Origin of the sequence: Lysinibacillus xylanilyticus (assembly GCF_001183605.1) — a bacterium.
Taxonomy (GTDB): domain Bacteria; phylum Bacillota; class Bacilli; order Bacillales_A; family Planococcaceae; genus Lysinibacillus; species Lysinibacillus xylanilyticus.
In genome coordinates this window covers 885108-900941 of the sequence record NZ_LFXJ01000005.1, presented here as the reverse complement: position 1 = coordinate 900941, position 15834 = coordinate 885108, and the positions used below count along the sequence as shown (strand labels likewise).

The following is a 15834-nucleotide window of genomic DNA, read 5'->3' as shown; positions in this document are numbered from 1 at the left end:
ATGAATTGGGGATCCTTTTTTAACCACGACAATGCCAAGAGGGTTTGGGTGTAGCAAAATTGTCAACTCCTTAAACTCTCCCTCACAAGTTTATTTACAATAATTATGAACAAATGTTAAGTAATTAGTAGGTAACTTATTTAACTATTTTTCGTTTGAAGATATGAGGAGGGAGTATTTTTATGATTAATTTATTTAGCATAATACTTGGATTAGTAGCTTTGATTGCCTCATTTGTTAATCTTTTAGGATATAAAAAACAAAAAAGCAAGAAATGGGTCGCATTTTCTATGATTAGTTTTAGCGCGTGCGCAATCGCAATTTGTTTACAAATTTTTCATGGCTATATATTGGTGAAAAATGAAGATTTTTCTTCTCTGATGGATACAATGGGTACTATGGCTTTTGTTTCAGCAATACTTGTCAGCTTTACTATATTATTAAACGTAGTTACATTTGTTATGTACCGTGACAAAATTGTAAAGTAATGCAATTGGGGTGATTTATTTAATAACGAAGATCGTCAATTTGACGGTCTTTTTTTCGTTTAAAAGCTGACTATCTGCAGAAGAAAAAACGTGGTGTGCTTTTCGTTAATTAACCTCCAATAAAGCACATTTATCTCACTAGGGCTTATCCTAATATAATAGATTAAATAATTTCTAAATCATAGCCATTAAAGAGCATAAGGGAAAAGTGCCCCCAAAATGTTTGTGGGGTTAGTATTATTCCAAATATACTCGTATAGAATCTTTTAATTGGGGTACTTTCTGGGGTACTATTATTTTAAACATAAATACAAAAGCATTGAGCAGGTACAATACTACAAAATCATAATCAAAAAAGTCACTCATTATTTTTCAAATGAGTGACTTTTGTGTATTATATATTATCCTCTACATATTTCATTGCACGAGATAAGAATGCTGCCATGTGAGCACGTTTAATTCGTTATGTGGTTTAAATTTTTCATCATAATATCCAATTGCAATACCAGCTTTTGCTGTAGCTAGTTCAACGTAATTGCAAATTCCGAGTTCGGCGCGCCAGCAAATACAACTGTTCCGTTCTTCGGCAGTTTTACTTTGTTATTGCCGCTCACAACAGTAAAATTGACGCATACACCCTCCTCATCATACACCGCGAACGAACTCTTTGATGGCAACGCCACGGTCATCGTTTTTCCTGCTGCCGCTTGTGGGATCGTAAACCATTTCGCATGCCCATTTCCTTGCAGCGTAACTTTGGATGATTGGCCTGCATCCAGTGGTTTTACGTTGGATTCACTTACGTATAAAGATCCGGATATCTCCATATATTCATCGCCTTCTGTATAGAAACGGGCTTCCGACGTATCCCGGCCACCCATCACAGGTATTTGGAACTGATGCATCGCCGTGTTAGGGCCTGTAATTTTTCTGCTTTCCCAATAGCCTTCCTTGCTAGTAATTTGTGTGGAAGGCATCATTAAATATTGCATAGAACTAAATTTCTCGCTCACAAGATAGAAGTTGACGCCTTCCCGCTTTGCCCATGCGGCAGTGGTTTCCTTCGATAGCACATTGTCTTCTAGTTTCTCGGCTACATATTGTGTAATCATTGCTTGCCCTAAGCCTGGCAGCGATATAAATGTGCTCTCCCTCAAATATGTTCGTCTATTCTTCTCTGTGACGAAGTTGAACTTGGAGGTACCTTCCGCATTAATAAAGCTTCCATCCGCAGTATATACATATTTTTCTTCTGGATTAGATGGTAAGATCAGTTCTCCATCCTTCGTAATTTCTATTTTGAATTGACTGAAACTATTGCCGTAAAAACCTGCTTGCTTTGCTACGTCTTGAGGCATCTTGGCCTTGACCGGCTTGCCAAAGGATTTGTTCGGCTTGATATCCTTAATTGTGCCCTTCTCTTTAAGCGCGGCGAGCAGTATATCAGTCGCCATCAGTTGATTTGTAGTGCTGCTGCCGCCGGAGGACAACACAGCCACTGCCATCTTCTGTTCAGGAAGTACGACCAGTGAAGCATGTTGCAGTGCCGTGTCGCCGCCTTTAGCCAAGCCCTTTATCCCATATTCACTGAATGGATATAGTTTCACACTATCCCAACCAAGACCATAGTTTACAATATTATCTCCATCCCCTGGCCACATTCCTTTTTTATATTCCTCTTGCTCCATCGCCTTGACTGCCTTATCAGAGAGGATTCCTTTTTCCTGTCCCATAAATATTTGTGAGAATCTCACCATATCTTCTGCTGTGGAAGAGATCCCTCCCGTACCAATCACATTCACCGATTCAGTAGGAAGCTGTCCTTGGAACGTTGGAAAATAAAGACCTGCTCGCTTATCGTCTTCCAAATTGTCCTGCGGCGTTTTCGTATGATTTAGCTTTAAGGGTTCAGTAAACCGTTGATGTATAAATTCGGTAAAGCTCATACCGCTGACTCTTTCCACCATAATCTCGGCTAGCGTAAAACCGTCGTTGCAGTATACAGAGAACGCGCCAGGATCCGCCTTCAAGCTCTGGTTCGCCAATTGCTGCAACAAGTTATCATGGGCATAGGTATCCTTATCATTAAATAAAAATGAATTACTAAGCGTACTACCTTGTAAGCCGGAGGAGTGGTTCAACAGCATACGTGGCGTAATGCTTTTGTATCGTTCGTCTTTCATTTTGAAATCAGGAACATAGTGGACAACAGGAGTATCCAAATCCACTTTTCCTTCGTCGACCAATTTCATCACAGCCGCCGTTGCATACATTTTACTGACTGAACCAATCCCGTATAGGGTATCTTTAGTCAGCGGCTGTTTCCCTTTCATATCGTTCTTACCTGTCTGACCCGACAAAATAAGCTTGCCATTATCAATTAGCGCATACTGCACGCTAGTCGTCTCATAGGATTTCGTGAGTAAAGTAGCTTTTTCTGCCGCGATCTTTTTCAGTTCTTGACTAGCTAATTCTTGGCTAGCCACAACCGTAGTCTGACTGCTAGAAAGCGCCATAGCCCCTGTTGGTAGGCTCATCGTTAACGCTAATGTAGCGGCTAACACCGCAGATAGTTTATTTTTCATAAAAGAACTGCCTCCTTGATTTCTAGACATACACTTTCTAAAACATTAATTAATGCCCCAAAAATATAATTTTTTGTTCACTTTAACACCTTTATTGCCCCCCTTAATTAAGAAATATTTCCCATAAATAGAATATCAAAGTTTTATTTACTCGTAAATACAATAATAGACTGATACCCTATCAGGCTTAAGACTTATGGTTGATAATGACTAAGTAAATAATAAAGACCCCCTAGCTAAATTAGCTTTGCTGGTCATCTTCTATTTTGCAGCTACATTATTTGCAAGTTGCACAAGTTTAGCTGTTTTCATTTTATTTGCTCCTTCTTTGGCTGCTTCAGCACCAAGATATCCGCTTCATTACTGCTTCATTTTCTTGCGTTACGTTATACGTATCGTGTGACATATCGTAATACGACTCGGAGACGTTACGTACAGAATCATTCGAGTCTACTTCGCCTACCCACTGAATTAATGAAGTATCTTTCACTTCTTTTTAGTTCTGATTTCACACAATCAAGAATCGGTTTGTCTCCACGATTCAGGTTGTATTTGCCCCAGTTTTTAATAGCTATTTCACGAGTTTCTTCATTGTATTTAATAAGCTTGTGATGGTCTCTGAAGCGTTGTAGTAATGCTCCAACACTCCCCATTTAGTAACCCATATCAAAAGCTATTTGCTTAATTTGATAGATGCCAATTTGAGTTGTACTTTCATTTGTCAGCAAATACAGGTAGAAGTATTTATCCTTTGCTGTCATTTCCTCAACCACACGAGGATCGTTCCAAAAAATTGTATAGACGTATCTGAATTTTGCCATTTGCCCTCGAATCTCCTTTTAAAGTAATATTCAAATTTTTAATCACAGACTTAATTAACAAAAACCATATTGTGAAGCTTCAACCACCGCATTATTTTTTATCAGCCTTACCAATAGTCATTTTGAAAAGTGGTTACAGGTTAGGAAATAAAAAATAATTTCCCGGGTAAGCGCAAGAAATGACAAGTTTAGTCTTACATTCCAGCACCAAGCGACTTATTTCATAGTTATCCTTCGCTTGCTGAAATATCCAAGCAGTTAGAAGGACTTTATGGAGTACGTTACTGTTCAACGATTAATTCCTCTCGGATCGATTCATCTTTCACAACTGAATAGTCAGTTTTAAACGAAGATTGGGTACGGAACATCCAACTCCTTATTCTCAAATCACGACGTATTCAGAGGTTCAGTAACTGGAGTTGATTTTAGTGAAGCTACTTTTTACGATGAGGAAGGAAATGTAATTGAACCGTTAATCGATAGTGATACTAATTTAATAACACCTTTTACTTTTGTGGTAGCACTGGTGGGAGTTGGAGTAACGGTTCAGGTTATAGTAGTGTAACAGGGGCTACAGTGTACGCTGGACTTCGTGCACCTTCTGTAGATATGAGATTTAAGGCATATTTTTGTAATTATAAAGGAGCTTATGACGAAATCTCTAGAGCTTACTCGACAGCTGTAGATGCTTATGAATGGAATTTTCTAGATCAAGGGTATTTCGTCCAAAGGAAACATTAGATTAATTGGCATATGTTGAAATAAAAACACAAGTAATATGTAACAAATATGGAAATCCTTATACAAATTATGTATATTTTAGAGTATGTAATAACTTACTGGGTGGATACTTCACTGTAATTACCTTAACAATGAAAGAAGGTTATTTTAGTGGCAATAGAAGCTTTATTTGCTCTAATTATTGAACCAGCCTTATGGTCTCTAATTGTATTTTTTGGCTTTCAGACAATTATTGTTACCTTCCATAAGGCTAATACGAAAGCAAAAAAATATGCAATCGTCACTAGTGTCTTAGTGTTTGTATTAGTTATATCAGATGATATTATGAGATTATTATCAATTTGGTATAACTGAATAAAAAAGTTGATCTATTTTATTTTGTAGACAGACTCAAAAAATTTAAAAATTGTCTACAAACTGAACCAGGTACTCTTTTAAGTACCTGGTTTTCATTTATTTAGATATTCACTAATTAATTCTTCTACATTCGCTTTTAGAGTTTGCTTTACAAAACTTAATACTTCATTTTCTCCAGCTGTTTTATATTTACATTGCTAAAATATTCAAATCTACTTAACTTTAAGCCTTTTAATAATAAACCATAAACGATATTTATGAAGAGTTTTGACATTATAAGCTTTTCGCCTTTCATTGCATTTAAAGTTTCAAAGCAAAAGAAAAAGCCACACCAGTTAGACGTGACTCATAATATTATTTTCTATGTAATTTAATCCTTTCGATTCAACCTTGGCCTTATTCAAGGAAACCGATATTACTTTATTCTCTAGACATTCACGATAAATACTCGCACCAGAAATGAACCCTTTTTCTTGGATCACTTCAACGACTTCTCCGAATGTATGTTTTTCAATTTCAAAATCATAAAATTTAGGCTCTTCCTGATTATTTAATCCTTCTAGAATATCTAATATTAATTTTTCCTTATCCAAAACAATGCTACCTCCAATCTATTTAATAATATAGAATAAAAGTAAATATTTGTCACTAAATGACTCCATAATAAAAAGCCTTACCGCCACAACCTCCCTTCGAGTTTACATTATATTTGTTCAATTCTGAGCTATAGCGTGTGCAAACGCTGCGGCTTTTTCTTTCCAAATCTAACAAGATGTTATAATTCGGTGAAAATACAGTGGGATACCATATAAACATATTTAGATAATTATTATCTTGTTTGTTTTTGTACCTTTATTTGAAAAAACTCGATCTAACTAATCCTTAAAGAGGTACAGTGGAGTATACAATTGCTATCTTTGTCTAGGCTTAGTTTCTCCATTATTCTAAGTTCGCCATTCATCTTTTACTGAATATTATAAGAACATAACTAATTAGTTGAGGTGAAATATGGATTTTAATCATTTACGTTATCTTGCGATAGGCGATTCCCTTACTGTGGGTATTGGAGTTCCGTTTTTGGACCCTGGATATGTTGAATATTATAGATGTCTAAGCCAGCAAATTTTAAAAAAACGTATTTCTTATCAAAAACATGCAAGGTCTGGGGCAACAACAGAGGATGTTTTAAGAATGCTCAATGCCCCGTTTGTTACGGAAGCTGTAAAGTGTGCAAATATCATCACGATAACCGCTGGAGGGGATGATTTAATAAACGCTGCTAAAGAATTTTTAATAAATAAGAACGAGGAAATAATATCTCATGCTATTAAACAAGCAGGGAAAAACATCTCAAAAATATTAGAAAAAATTCACCATCTAGACAAACAGGATAAATATATTTTACGGTTACAGAATTTATACAATCCATTTAGTGATATTCCTATAGCAGATGAGGGCATTAGAGCGTTTAATTCATTAATTAATAGCTTTGGTCGGGAGATGAATGTTAAAGTAGCTGATATCTATAGTGTATTTAAAGGGAATGAAAAAGCTTTTATATCATCAGGAGGAGTTCATCCTAATAGTAGGGGATATTATCAAATGGCATTAGCTCTTAGTAAGCTCGGATATTCCCCGTTATAGCTAATGGCTGTCAGTATAATCAAATCCTTTTTGTTTTATGAGCTGTTACTTATTATTAGGCAAGAGGCTAACCATCATTGTTAGCCTTTTACAACATGTAAGGCAAATACTGAATAACCAAAGGATGAGAAACTCTGATAGATACTAACTTTTTAAAGCAAAACAAAAACACCCCTAAGGATGTCTTGCAAACTTATTAAATTTATTGCTTTTGGATAATTATTAATTCATCTTCCTAAAATAATCTCTTCTGGCTGGTTTGATAAATGTATTTGAAGACCATCCTTCTCAGAGATTATAAAAGCATCTTCTCTAACCACATTTTTCCAGACAACAACCAATATGATAAGACTATAACTAAATGGAGTACCATGTAAATTAGAAGACTTTGACCATTCATATACAGAGTTATACTCATTTTCTTGTTTCAGTTGAGTGCTTCTAGTTCACTATATTTTTCCGAAGGCTCATATTTAGAAATAGCAACAAAAACATATCTATTTCCTAATAAAATAAATAATACAACAGTGAGAATTCTTTATTTATTTTTCATAAATAACCTCCTCAAAAACGGAATTTTAATTTCCTCTTTTCAGGAGAATTACAACGCATTCACCTTATTCACATATTCAAGTTCATTATTCTTTTCCAGTAGTGTTTTTTGACAAAAGATAAAATGATCGTTAGGGTTCCACACGTGTAGATGATCAGCACAGTAGCCACGAAGCCATAAAACACCGTTAATTCGTCTAAGATAGAAACCTTTAGGAAAATTATCGTCTTCAGATAGTATTTCGGATGCTATTGTTATAGAGCCAGATGGAGCTTGTTGTTTCTGTAAGGAATTCCCTGAATAACCTTCAGTTTGATCCAAATACTCTATCCTTAGGTGCGGTCCTAGCTCAAGCGGACACAATTTCAAACCAAGTTCCACAGCTCTTTTAAAGATTTGATCCGTGTTAGCTCCATCAGGAAAACCAAGATCTCCAACAGTTAGTTCAACAGTATGTAGGTTGTATTTCTTATCAGAAGTCGTAAATTTATCATCAGTAAATAACTTCTCACCATACTCATTCATCAAGATAGAGTACTGTTGCAATTTCTGAATAAGCTGTGATTTAGTAAGTCCACCAACTTCCACCGTTCTGGTGATAAATGGGCAATAAGGGTATACTTCATTAATATCAAAAGGCAATTATAGTCACTCCTATCAAATTTGGTACACAGTTTGAAAATACAATATAGAAGATTATATTTAATCATTCTACAATTACCTATAAATTCCCTTTTTTAACTAACCTATGATATTAGTTGATAAAAGAAAAAAGTATTAAAAAAAAGCGTCTTTCCAGTTGCTTCATCATCTGACCAAAAATCCAATTATTACTCTAACAATTGTAGTTCCTAAATTTTCCAAAAAACCACTTTTATCACTTGTAAAAAAACCTTTTATTTTTCATTCATTTACTTTAATATCGATAAGGGCACCCCAAAAAAAGAGATAGAGGTGCTTTATGTACGGTATTATTAATTATGAAATGTTTTTATTAACAGGGATTTTATTAAATCTAATCCCTGGTGCGGACACCATGTATATTGTTGGTAGAAGTATTTCACAGGGTAGAAGAGCTGGTATTTACTCTGTGCTTGGTATTATTTCTGGCTCCTTAGTTCATACGTTATTAGTTTCTTTTGGCTTATCGATCATACTAACAAAATCTATTGTATTATTTAACACCATTAAAATTATTGGAGTTATTTATCTCGTTTATTTAGGGATTAAAATGATACTTGATAAGTCAAACATCGGTTTCGAAGCATCATCAAATAAATTAAACTTAAGAAAAATTTATATACAGGGACTTTTAACAAGTTTAACGAATCCAAAAGTTTCTTTATTTTTTATTGCGTTTCTCCCACAGTTTATAGATGTTAAGGCATCAAGTCCTATTTCTTTTTTAATTTTAGGACTTACTTTTACAGCAACCGGACTACTATGGTGTTTATTTGTTGCTTATTTTTCCTCGTATGTTACTAAAAAGCTAAGAGGAAACCAAAAGGTAGGAATGATTCTGAATAAGATAACAGGAATGATATTTATTGGAATGGGGATAAAGTTGCTTCAAACGAAAGCCCCGCAATAAATTTGAGTATAACAATGCCCCCTATTTAAAAAATGTTATATTAAATTTAAAATAGTTCACTTTGATTGAACAGTCCTTTCAGATTGAAGGGACTGTTTTCTTATTTATCCACTTCTTCTATTGCACATTTCTCTCATATTTTTCATTAGTTTAATGTAGGATGCGAAGACGCTACGTTTTTTTTTTTAATCTATTTCACAGGCAATTCACTATACAAACATAGCTATCACATAATAATAGTAAGGTAAAGCTAATTTAGCCTTACTCCTCCGAAGCTTTTTTCTAAGGGTCACTCCTATCCCAAGTGACCCTTTTTTATTGTCTTATCTCACAAAAATATATTTTTTAATTCCTACAGCTAAATGGTTTAACACCCCACTCCTTCTCAACAGCTTACATATTATAGATTATAGAAAGGAGGGATATTTTATGGGATACTACGGAAACGTTGGTGGTATAAATAATGGATGCTACTATGGAGGCGGAAATGGTAATGGTTCAACATTTGCCTTAATTGTTGTTCTATTTATACTTTTAATTATTATCGGCGCTACTTTCATGCATAGAGAGTATTAACATTTTCGATTAAGGGTCGCCCCCAGCCTGGTGACCCTTTTAAAGTTGCTTTCCCTCCCTCATATTGTTCATTAGTTTACAGTAGCGTATGGTGACAACAGTGCTTTTTCATGATGAAATTTACATAAATTACATAACAAGGAGATAATACGAAAAGTAATAATTTGGTTTATAATGCTTATGGTGAGGATTCCTTCGCACAAGGTAAATTAGGCGGATCTATGGCAAATGTAAAACCCATTAAACTCGAGCTCCATTTTTCGAGTTCACCACTAATTTTGACTATTTGTACGAATTGTGGTGAGGTAGCTTCAATGAAAGTTAAGAAAGTTTATAAGTTTAAATAGTCTAAACATTGGGTCACTTCCAACCGAGTGACCCTTTATTAGTTTTCTTTCATCATAAAGTTCATTAGTTTAACGTATCATTTGACGACGCTACTGCTTTTTTTATTTTAAATCTATTTCACAGGCAATTCACTATACAAACATAGCTATAACATCATAATAATAGTAAGGTAAAGCTAATTTAGCCTTACTCCTCCTAATCTATTTTACTAAGGGTCACTCCATCCCAAGTGGCCCTTTTTTTATGGTCTTATCTCACAAAAATATATTTTTTAATGCCTATAGCTAAATGGTTTATCAACCATACTCCTTCTCTACAGCTAACATATTATATATTGTAAAAAGGAGGTGTGCTTTATGGGATACTATGGTGGAAATGTTGGTGGCATTAATAACTGCGGCTATTACGGCGGCGGTAATGGTTCTACATTTGCCTTAATTGTTGTTCTATTTATTCTTCTAATTATTGTCGGCGCTACATTCATGACTGGATATTAACATTTCCGATTTAAGGGTCGCCTCCTAGTCTGGTGACCCTTTAATAGTTTCTTTCCTCAAAGTTGTGCAGTAATTATTGTTCATCACAAATTGGACATGGCTATACCCTAAGTTTGGTAATTGGTAATTACTTGATTTAAACGTTCGATTTCCTGTCTAGCACCCTGAAGAACTTCAAGGATGTCTACAATATCCCTATCATCCATTCTGGAAGCCATTTCACCTCTAAGTCTTTTTTCTAAATCTTCTATAGCTTTCATATTTCAATCTCCTCCCTTCTCAAAATCTTTCTCAAAATACGTAACATTAATATTTTTTTAAAAAGAAAATATTAATTAGATTAATGCCACCTCTCATTTTTATAACTCTACATATTATAGGTTATAGAAAGGAGGGATATTTTATGGGAAACTGTGGAGAATTTCGCGAAGAGCGTCGCGAACGAAACCCATTCGCTTTTGTCGTTGTTCTGTTCATTCTTCTAATTATTGTCGGCGCTACTTTCATGAATAGAGGTTATTAATACCCTATACCTCCATTACGGCATATAATGCTAATAACTATTGTAAGGTAATACTAATTTAGCCTTACACCTCCGAATCTTGTTACTAAGGGTCACTTCTATCCCAAGTGACCCTTTTATAGTTACTTTAACCCTATAGGATTGACTTCAGTCTAGAAACAGAATGGCTAATTTTAAGATTAAAAAAATAATATTTACTCTATCTTCACTCCACCTTCCTAATTGTCCAAACATCTGTATTCGATATGAATAAAATATTAACTAGAATAGGAGGTGAATATAAAATGGCATCATTTGAAATTGGAGCGAGAAGTCTTTTCAATTTTCGAAACGAACGCTTTTTCCTATTAGTTGAAGATGAAATTACAATTCCAGCTCAAGGTGTAGAGATTGATCCAGTTAATATCTATGAGATTGACCAACAAACTTTCAATTTCATCAGAGATGAAGGGGATACACCTGTGATTCGACCAGTTATTAATCTTCCAACTGTACCACCTGGATTTAAATTAGAACGAAAATGTATTTTTACAGTTGATAATGCATACTACGTAATTTATGATTTAGAAAATGGAACAGATAACAATGTTTTATTAAGAATCGGTGCAGCTTTATTTAACTCATTAAGAAATTCTGGCGTTCGTGAATGTGTTCCTCAAGATTTCATTAATTAAAATCAAATTATATATTGAGCGCAACTTTGATACTGACTGACGTGGGGAACTTATTGAACAACCTTAAAATCAAAAATGCTCCCACTTTGAACATTTCCTCATATAGTTCATTAGTTTTTATTTCCCTTTTTACTGAGATAACTTATACTTCAAAGTAATGAAAGGGAAGATCTTCAATGAACAACAGTCTAATATCAAAATTAAAAGCCTTTGCAAAAAAATTAAAACAAAATTTATTTGTACTTTTTCTGTCCTATAAAGATCCCAGATCACCATGGTATGCAAAGCTTGTGGCAATGCTCGTAGTTGCATATGCTTTTAGCCCAATAGATTTAATTCCAGATTTCATTCCTGTTCTAGGGTATCTTGATGATTTAATAATAGTACCTTTGGGAATTGTCTTCGCTTTAAAATTAATTCCACCACATGTAGTTGAGGATAATAAAGAAGCTGCAGAAAAGTTAAAACTATCTGGAAAACCAAAGAATTGGTTTGTTGGAATACTTTTTATTATTATCTGGATAATCTTTGCTGCTTGGATTAGTAAAATTATTTTTCATCTTATTTAAAGAAATGTTCAGTAAGATTACTCCTTCCTTGCTGAACATTTTCTTTCCAATATTCACATACCCACCTTTGCAAATTCAGGAAGTATAGCCTTTGCTTTGTTTTACTTTCTTTTCATTTTTCCAAATTTCTCGTTACCACGTTTAAAATTACCCGTAATTTTAGCTAATAATAACTGTACTGCTGTTATATTATCTTCAACTTCTTTAATTCTTGCTATAAGACGCTCAGCCTCTCTATCCTTTACAATTTTAATTTGTTTCCCTTCGTAATATATGACAACCGTTTCTTTTTTCGTTATTTGATAGTCAAACGGTTCTTCACTTAATCTGTTTCGTTTATCTATATCGCTCACTACACCGCCCCCCTAATTCTTTTAGTTTCAAACATTATATTCAAATAAATATGTTGATTCACTTGTTTTCTTTAATTGTTTTCATTCTCAGGTTGTACCTGGTAATAAATAATGGCATCCCTAATAATTACAAACTGTAAAAAGCTAACCCTCGTTTGTAGAGTGCTATTTTACATTTTCATAATGAAATAAAAAAGAGACACCAACAAAACAGGTAATTCTTCTGTCTGTTAGTGCCTTCAGAAAATTTCACTCTTTCTATGCCCTCTTTATTTACTTTACATTAACATCAAAAACGAAAGTTTCTTTCCCCTTATTCCATGTTGCTTTAAGTACATAAATATAGTAGCCTTCTTCCGTCGGCATAGTTAATTTATTATCCTTTATCTCAACATTATCATTTGTACCATCTTCATTCAGTTTAGATACTAAAATAGAAGTTGGGTTTTGATCAATTTCAAATTTTATTGTATCTCCTTTTCCTACTTCTAATGTTTCGAATGCATCTGCTAATCCATTAATATCAAGAGAACTTAATGTATTAATTTCAACTTCCTTTTCCTTCCACTGATAATCTCCTGGCATCATGGGATAATTTTCACTATCTACAATTACTTTTCCTTCTGGTTGAGCAATAGGTTTATTGCATCCAGTCAAAATAACAGCAATCAATATGACGATATCCCGTTGTAATCTAATATTGTCACCATTTCTATACTGTTCATTTCTTTCGATTAACCCACATAGTGTTTATTAAAGTCATTGTTTGCATGATATTCTCCAAGCAAAAACTTCTGCACATAAGTTAACCCATATCCAAAATTATGTTAACATATTATCGATCCAATTATTGGAGGTGATTTTATGACTGAAAAGAATAGAATATTACTTAGCTCAGTTAGTGGTTTAGCATTATGTACAGTAGGAGGATATAGAATCTTTACAAACAACTTAGAAGCTATGTCAATACTAGTAGCATATATATTCTTGATTTGCGGATTGATTGGTTTTGTTTCTAGTGTTATAAAGTTGTTTAGAACTTCTTGAACTTAGCATTGCTTTATTGTAACGCTTTTCTTAATGCTATTGCACATCCTCTCTCAAGATTCACTTAGCTCTCCTAAGCAAATTACTAAGTCTTTTCCGCTTCTTTCACTGCCCATATTCGGACATACCTTAGTTGAAGTTTTTTCTATCAACGTAAGCTCAACAATATGCTCTACCGCCTACAGTTCACTTTTCCTTTCTAAATCTCCTCGCAAGCAAGAGGTTTTGGTAGAATACAAAAAAGTCACTCATGTTTACTAATGAGTGACTCAGACTATCGTAAGAGAAAACGAGCTAATTATTTTATACCCTTAAAAGCTTCAGTTTGCTCCTTGATTCCTTTTTCTGCGGCAAATCTTTCAATACTAGATGCACCAAAGAATCCAACAATTCCATCTACTCTTTCAATAATATAAGCAGCATCTTCCGGTTCTGCAATTGGACCTCCATGGCAAATTGCTAATATATCAGGATTTATAGACTTACCAGCATTAATAATTCTTTGGATTCGATCGACACAATCATCTAAAGTTAATGCTGTTTGTGCACCAATCGTTCCTTTTGTTGTTAATCCCATGTGGGCCACTAAAATATCTGCACCCGCTTCAGCCATTTTCTTTGCTTGCTCTTCATCGAAAACATATGGAGTAGTTAGCAAATCTAATTCATGCGCTTTTCTAATCATATCTACTTCTAAATCATAGCCCATTCCTGTTTCCTCTAGATTTTGACGAAAAACACCGTCAATTAATCCAACTGTAGGAAAGTTTTGAACACCACTAAACCCTTGATCTTTTAGCTGCTTTAAGAAAACTCCCATCACTTTGAAAGGATCTGTTCCATTAACACCAGCTAGTACTGGGGTATCTTTTACAACAGGTAATACTTCATTACCCATTTCAACAACAATTTTATTAGCATCACCATATGCTAATAAACCAGCTAGTGAACCACGACCAGCCATTCTATAACGACCTGAATTATAGACTATCAACATGTCGGCTCCTCCAGCTTCACTACTTTTAGCTGTAATTCCAGTACCCGCACCAACACCTAGAAGAATATTTCCTTTATTAATTTCTTCTTTAAAACGTTTCAATATTTCTTGTCTCTGTAACATCATCGTTTTCACGCCCTTTATTTTCTATTAATTCAATTAATTTTTTTGCTGCAGCTAGTGCAAACTCCTCGCTATTTATGTCCGCATTAATTTCAATCATTTCCACGTTACTTTGGTCAACATTTTCTCTTAATGTATTAAATAACATCCGGTCTTCCTCTAAACCGTAGAAAGGCTGCCCTTCAATATCAAGACCTGAGAGTCCTTTTAGTGGCAAAAATAATGCCGTGTGCCCTTTAGCTAATGATAATTTTTCGGCAATTACCTCACCTATTTGCTTGTTCTCTTCAACAGATGTGCGCATTAAAGTAACAGTCGGATTATGCTTATAAAATTTTCGGCCTTTAAATCTAGCTGGGACAGAAGCGAATGGACCAAAGTTCACCATATCTATTGCACCCACTGATACCACCTGAGGAATATGTTTTTTTGAAGCTGCTTCTAAACGATGCGGTCCAGCTTTCAATACACCCCCAATTAACTCATCGGCCCATTCAGTGGTTGTAATGTCAAGTACACCATCTATAAAACCATTGGCTATTAAATTCTCCATTGTACGACCACCAACACCTGTTGCATGGAAAATTAATACCTCATATCCTTTAGCCTCTAAGAAATCTTTAGCCTGATTAATACATGGTGTTGTTAGTCCAAACATAGTTGCAGCAATAAGGGGCTTCTTTTTCACGATCGTTTTATTTTCAAAGTTAAGCATACCTGCTATCGCAAATACTGCATTCGTAAATATTTTAGTCGAAATTACATTTAAACCAGCTACATCTACTACTGACGGAATCATTATGATGTCGCTAGTCCCTACATACGGCTCCGTATTGCCAGAAGCGACTGTTGAAACCATTACTTTAGGAACACCAATTGGTAATGCTCTCATGCCAGTTGTTACAATAGATGACCCTCCAGTACCTCCAAACGATAACACACCATCGAATTTACCTTCCTCATACAATTTCGGCAAAAGCACTTCCATCCCTTTTGCAAGAACTGCGGTAGCATTTGCTCGATCTCTAATTGCTGCAATTTCATATATATCTTCTCCAGCTGCAGCAGCTACATCAGCATTTGATATGTCAGGCTCAAAAACTGGGGTAAAAACACCTGTATGAATCGTGAAAGTATTGAAACCTAACGATTCTATCAACTCTTTTACATATAAATATTCTTTTCCTTTTGAATCAAATGTTCCAGCCAAAGCAATTGTTTTCATATCAACTCTCTCCCTTCTTGATCTTAAAACGTTAAATAATCATATAAGAAAGCGGTTTCATTTATTACTCCATTCCATGATAACGTTTTATTTCGGGAGAGTTAATGTGTTTTTGTTCTATA

General features: G+C 34.6%; 19 protein-coding genes. 10 read left to right on the top strand and 9 right to left on the bottom strand.

What is annotated here, in order from left to right; all coding sequences use genetic code 11:
* Positions 1-182: 182 nt before the first annotated feature.
* A complete protein-coding gene (locus ACZ11_RS07225; protein WP_049664896.1) occupies positions 183-488 on the top strand; it encodes a hypothetical protein in 306 nt (101 codons plus the stop codon).
* A gap of 521 nt (positions 489-1009) precedes the next feature.
* On the opposite strand, the gene ACZ11_RS07220 is transcribed toward ACZ11_RS07225, so the two are convergent.
* On the bottom strand, positions 1010-3073 hold the full coding sequence (locus ACZ11_RS07220) for a serine hydrolase domain-containing protein (RefSeq protein WP_049664894.1): 2064 nt from the start codon (positions 3071-3073) through the stop codon (positions 1010-1012).
* A gap of 653 nt (positions 3074-3726) precedes the next feature.
* A complete protein-coding gene (locus ACZ11_RS27460; RefSeq protein ID WP_201778502.1) occupies positions 3727-3894 on the bottom strand; it encodes a hypothetical protein in 168 nt (55 codons plus the stop codon).
* A gap of 891 nt (positions 3895-4785) precedes the next feature.
* On the opposite strand from ACZ11_RS27460, the gene ACZ11_RS07210 reads away from it, so the two are divergent.
* Positions 4786-4989, top strand: coding sequence for a hypothetical protein (locus ACZ11_RS07210; protein WP_049664891.1), 204 nt, complete (start codon positions 4786-4788; stop codon positions 4987-4989).
* A gap of 338 nt (positions 4990-5327) precedes the next feature.
* Here the strand turns inward: ACZ11_RS07210 and ACZ11_RS07205 are convergent, their stop codons facing one another.
* Complete coding sequence (locus tag ACZ11_RS07205; RefSeq protein WP_049664889.1) at positions 5328-5585, bottom strand: YjcQ family protein; 258 nt, start codon at positions 5583-5585, stop codon at positions 5328-5330.
* Positions 5586-6000: 415 nt separating this feature from the next.
* Here ACZ11_RS07205 and ACZ11_RS07200 point away from each other — a divergent pair, with 415 nt between their 5' ends.
* Positions 6001-6636, top strand: a complete 636-nt coding sequence (locus ACZ11_RS07200; RefSeq protein WP_049664885.1) for a GDSL-type esterase/lipase family protein — start codon at positions 6001-6003, stop codon at positions 6634-6636.
* A gap of 601 nt (positions 6637-7237) precedes the next feature.
* On the opposite strand, the gene ACZ11_RS07195 is transcribed toward ACZ11_RS07200, so the two are convergent.
* Complete coding sequence (locus ACZ11_RS07195) at positions 7238-7831, bottom strand: hypothetical protein (protein ID WP_049664883.1); 594 nt, start codon at positions 7829-7831, stop codon at positions 7238-7240.
* Between the two features lie 319 nt (positions 7832-8150).
* Here ACZ11_RS07195 and ACZ11_RS07190 point away from each other — a divergent pair, with 319 nt between their 5' ends.
* The 3 genes from ACZ11_RS07190 (at position 8151) to ACZ11_RS25010 (ending at position 10201) form a co-directional block, all read left to right on the top strand.
* Entirely contained in the window at positions 8151-8780 is a 630-nt protein-coding gene (locus tag ACZ11_RS07190; RefSeq protein ID WP_049664881.1) for a LysE family translocator, read from the top strand.
* A 429-nt stretch (positions 8781-9209) separates the two neighbouring features.
* On the top strand, positions 9210-9356 hold the full coding sequence (locus tag ACZ11_RS25015) for a YjcZ family sporulation protein (RefSeq protein WP_082172704.1): 147 nt from the start codon (positions 9210-9212) through the stop codon (positions 9354-9356).
* 704 nt (positions 9357-10060) lie between these two features.
* Entirely contained in the window at positions 10061-10201 is a 141-nt protein-coding gene (locus tag ACZ11_RS25010; protein ID WP_082172660.1) for a YjcZ family sporulation protein, read from the top strand.
* 107 nt (positions 10202-10308) lie between these two features.
* Here ACZ11_RS25010 and ACZ11_RS26240 read toward each other — a convergent pair whose 3' ends face one another.
* Entirely contained in the window at positions 10309-10461 is a 153-nt protein-coding gene (locus tag ACZ11_RS26240) for a hypothetical protein (RefSeq protein ID WP_161804447.1), read from the bottom strand.
* 143 nt (positions 10462-10604) lie between these two features.
* On the opposite strand from ACZ11_RS26240, the gene ACZ11_RS25005 reads away from it, so the two are divergent.
* From ACZ11_RS25005 to ACZ11_RS07175, 3 genes are all read left to right on the top strand, one after another.
* Entirely contained in the window at positions 10605-10724 is a 120-nt protein-coding gene (locus tag ACZ11_RS25005; protein ID WP_082172703.1) for a YjcZ family sporulation protein, read from the top strand.
* Positions 10725-11008: 284 nt separating this feature from the next.
* Positions 11009-11398: a hypothetical protein gene (locus ACZ11_RS07180; RefSeq protein WP_049664878.1), complete on the top strand. Its 390-nt coding sequence runs from the start codon at positions 11009-11011 to the stop codon at positions 11396-11398.
* A 176-nt stretch (positions 11399-11574) separates the two neighbouring features.
* Positions 11575-11967: a YkvA family protein gene (locus ACZ11_RS07175; protein ID WP_049664876.1), complete on the top strand. Its 393-nt coding sequence runs from the start codon at positions 11575-11577 to the stop codon at positions 11965-11967.
* A 101-nt stretch (positions 11968-12068) separates the two neighbouring features.
* Here ACZ11_RS07175 and ACZ11_RS07170 read toward each other — a convergent pair whose 3' ends face one another.
* Both ACZ11_RS07170 and ACZ11_RS07165 read right to left on the bottom strand, forming a co-directional pair.
* Complete coding sequence (locus tag ACZ11_RS07170; protein WP_049664874.1) at positions 12069-12320, bottom strand: hypothetical protein; 252 nt, start codon at positions 12318-12320, stop codon at positions 12069-12071.
* A gap of 273 nt (positions 12321-12593) precedes the next feature.
* Positions 12594-12992, bottom strand: a complete 399-nt coding sequence (locus tag ACZ11_RS07165; RefSeq protein WP_049664872.1) for a hypothetical protein — start codon at positions 12990-12992, stop codon at positions 12594-12596.
* 192 nt (positions 12993-13184) lie between these two features.
* Here ACZ11_RS07165 and ACZ11_RS07160 point away from each other — a divergent pair, with 192 nt between their 5' ends.
* On the top strand, positions 13185-13367 hold the full coding sequence (locus tag ACZ11_RS07160) for a hypothetical protein (RefSeq protein ID WP_049664870.1): 183 nt from the start codon (positions 13185-13187) through the stop codon (positions 13365-13367).
* Between the two features lie 298 nt (positions 13368-13665).
* Here the strand turns inward: ACZ11_RS07160 and ACZ11_RS07155 are convergent, their stop codons facing one another.
* On the bottom strand, positions 13666-14487 hold the full coding sequence (locus tag ACZ11_RS07155) for a phosphoenolpyruvate hydrolase family protein (protein ID WP_161804463.1): 822 nt from the start codon (positions 14485-14487) through the stop codon (positions 13666-13668).
* Positions 14453-15712 carry a Tm-1-like ATP-binding domain-containing protein gene (locus ACZ11_RS07150; protein WP_049664865.1) on the bottom strand — a complete coding sequence of 420 codons (1260 nt, stop codon included), beginning with the start codon at positions 15710-15712 and terminating at the stop codon, positions 14453-14455. Before ACZ11_RS07150 ends, ACZ11_RS07155 begins: the two co-directional genes overlap by 35 nt.
* Positions 15713-15834: the final 122 nt, after the last annotated feature.

Coding starts and splice junctions, on each gene's coding strand:
- ACZ11_RS07155 (WP_161804463.1), bottom strand. CDS start 14,487: ATGTTACAGAGACAAGAAATATTGAAACGTTTTAAAGAAGAAATTAAT.
- ACZ11_RS07150 (WP_049664865.1), bottom strand. CDS start 15,712: ATGAAAACAATTGCTTTGGCTGGAACATTTGATTCAAAAGGAAAAGAA.
- ACZ11_RS25015 (WP_082172704.1), top strand. CDS start 9,210: ATGGGATACTACGGAAACGTTGGTGGTATAAATAATGGATGCTACTAT.
- ACZ11_RS26240 (WP_161804447.1), bottom strand. CDS start 10,461: ATGAAAGCTATAGAAGATTTAGAAAAAAGACTTAGAGGTGAAATGGCT.
- ACZ11_RS07160 (WP_049664870.1), top strand. CDS start 13,185: ATGACTGAAAAGAATAGAATATTACTTAGCTCAGTTAGTGGTTTAGCA.
- ACZ11_RS27460 (WP_201778502.1), bottom strand. CDS start 3,894: ATGGCAAAATTCAGATACGTCTATACAATTTTTTGGAACGATCCTCGT.
- ACZ11_RS25005 (WP_082172703.1), top strand. CDS start 10,605: ATGGGAAACTGTGGAGAATTTCGCGAAGAGCGTCGCGAACGAAACCCA.
- ACZ11_RS07200 (WP_049664885.1), top strand. CDS start 6,001: ATGGATTTTAATCATTTACGTTATCTTGCGATAGGCGATTCCCTTACT.
- ACZ11_RS25010 (WP_082172660.1), top strand. CDS start 10,061: ATGGGATACTATGGTGGAAATGTTGGTGGCATTAATAACTGCGGCTAT.
- ACZ11_RS07220 (WP_049664894.1), bottom strand. CDS start 3,073: ATGAAAAATAAACTATCTGCGGTGTTAGCCGCTACATTAGCGTTAACG.
- ACZ11_RS07175 (WP_049664876.1), top strand. CDS start 11,575: ATGAACAACAGTCTAATATCAAAATTAAAAGCCTTTGCAAAAAAATTA.
- ACZ11_RS07190 (WP_049664881.1), top strand. CDS start 8,151: ATGTACGGTATTATTAATTATGAAATGTTTTTATTAACAGGGATTTTA.
- ACZ11_RS07180 (WP_049664878.1), top strand. CDS start 11,009: ATGGCATCATTTGAAATTGGAGCGAGAAGTCTTTTCAATTTTCGAAAC.
- ACZ11_RS07225 (WP_049664896.1), top strand. CDS start 183: ATGATTAATTTATTTAGCATAATACTTGGATTAGTAGCTTTGATTGCC.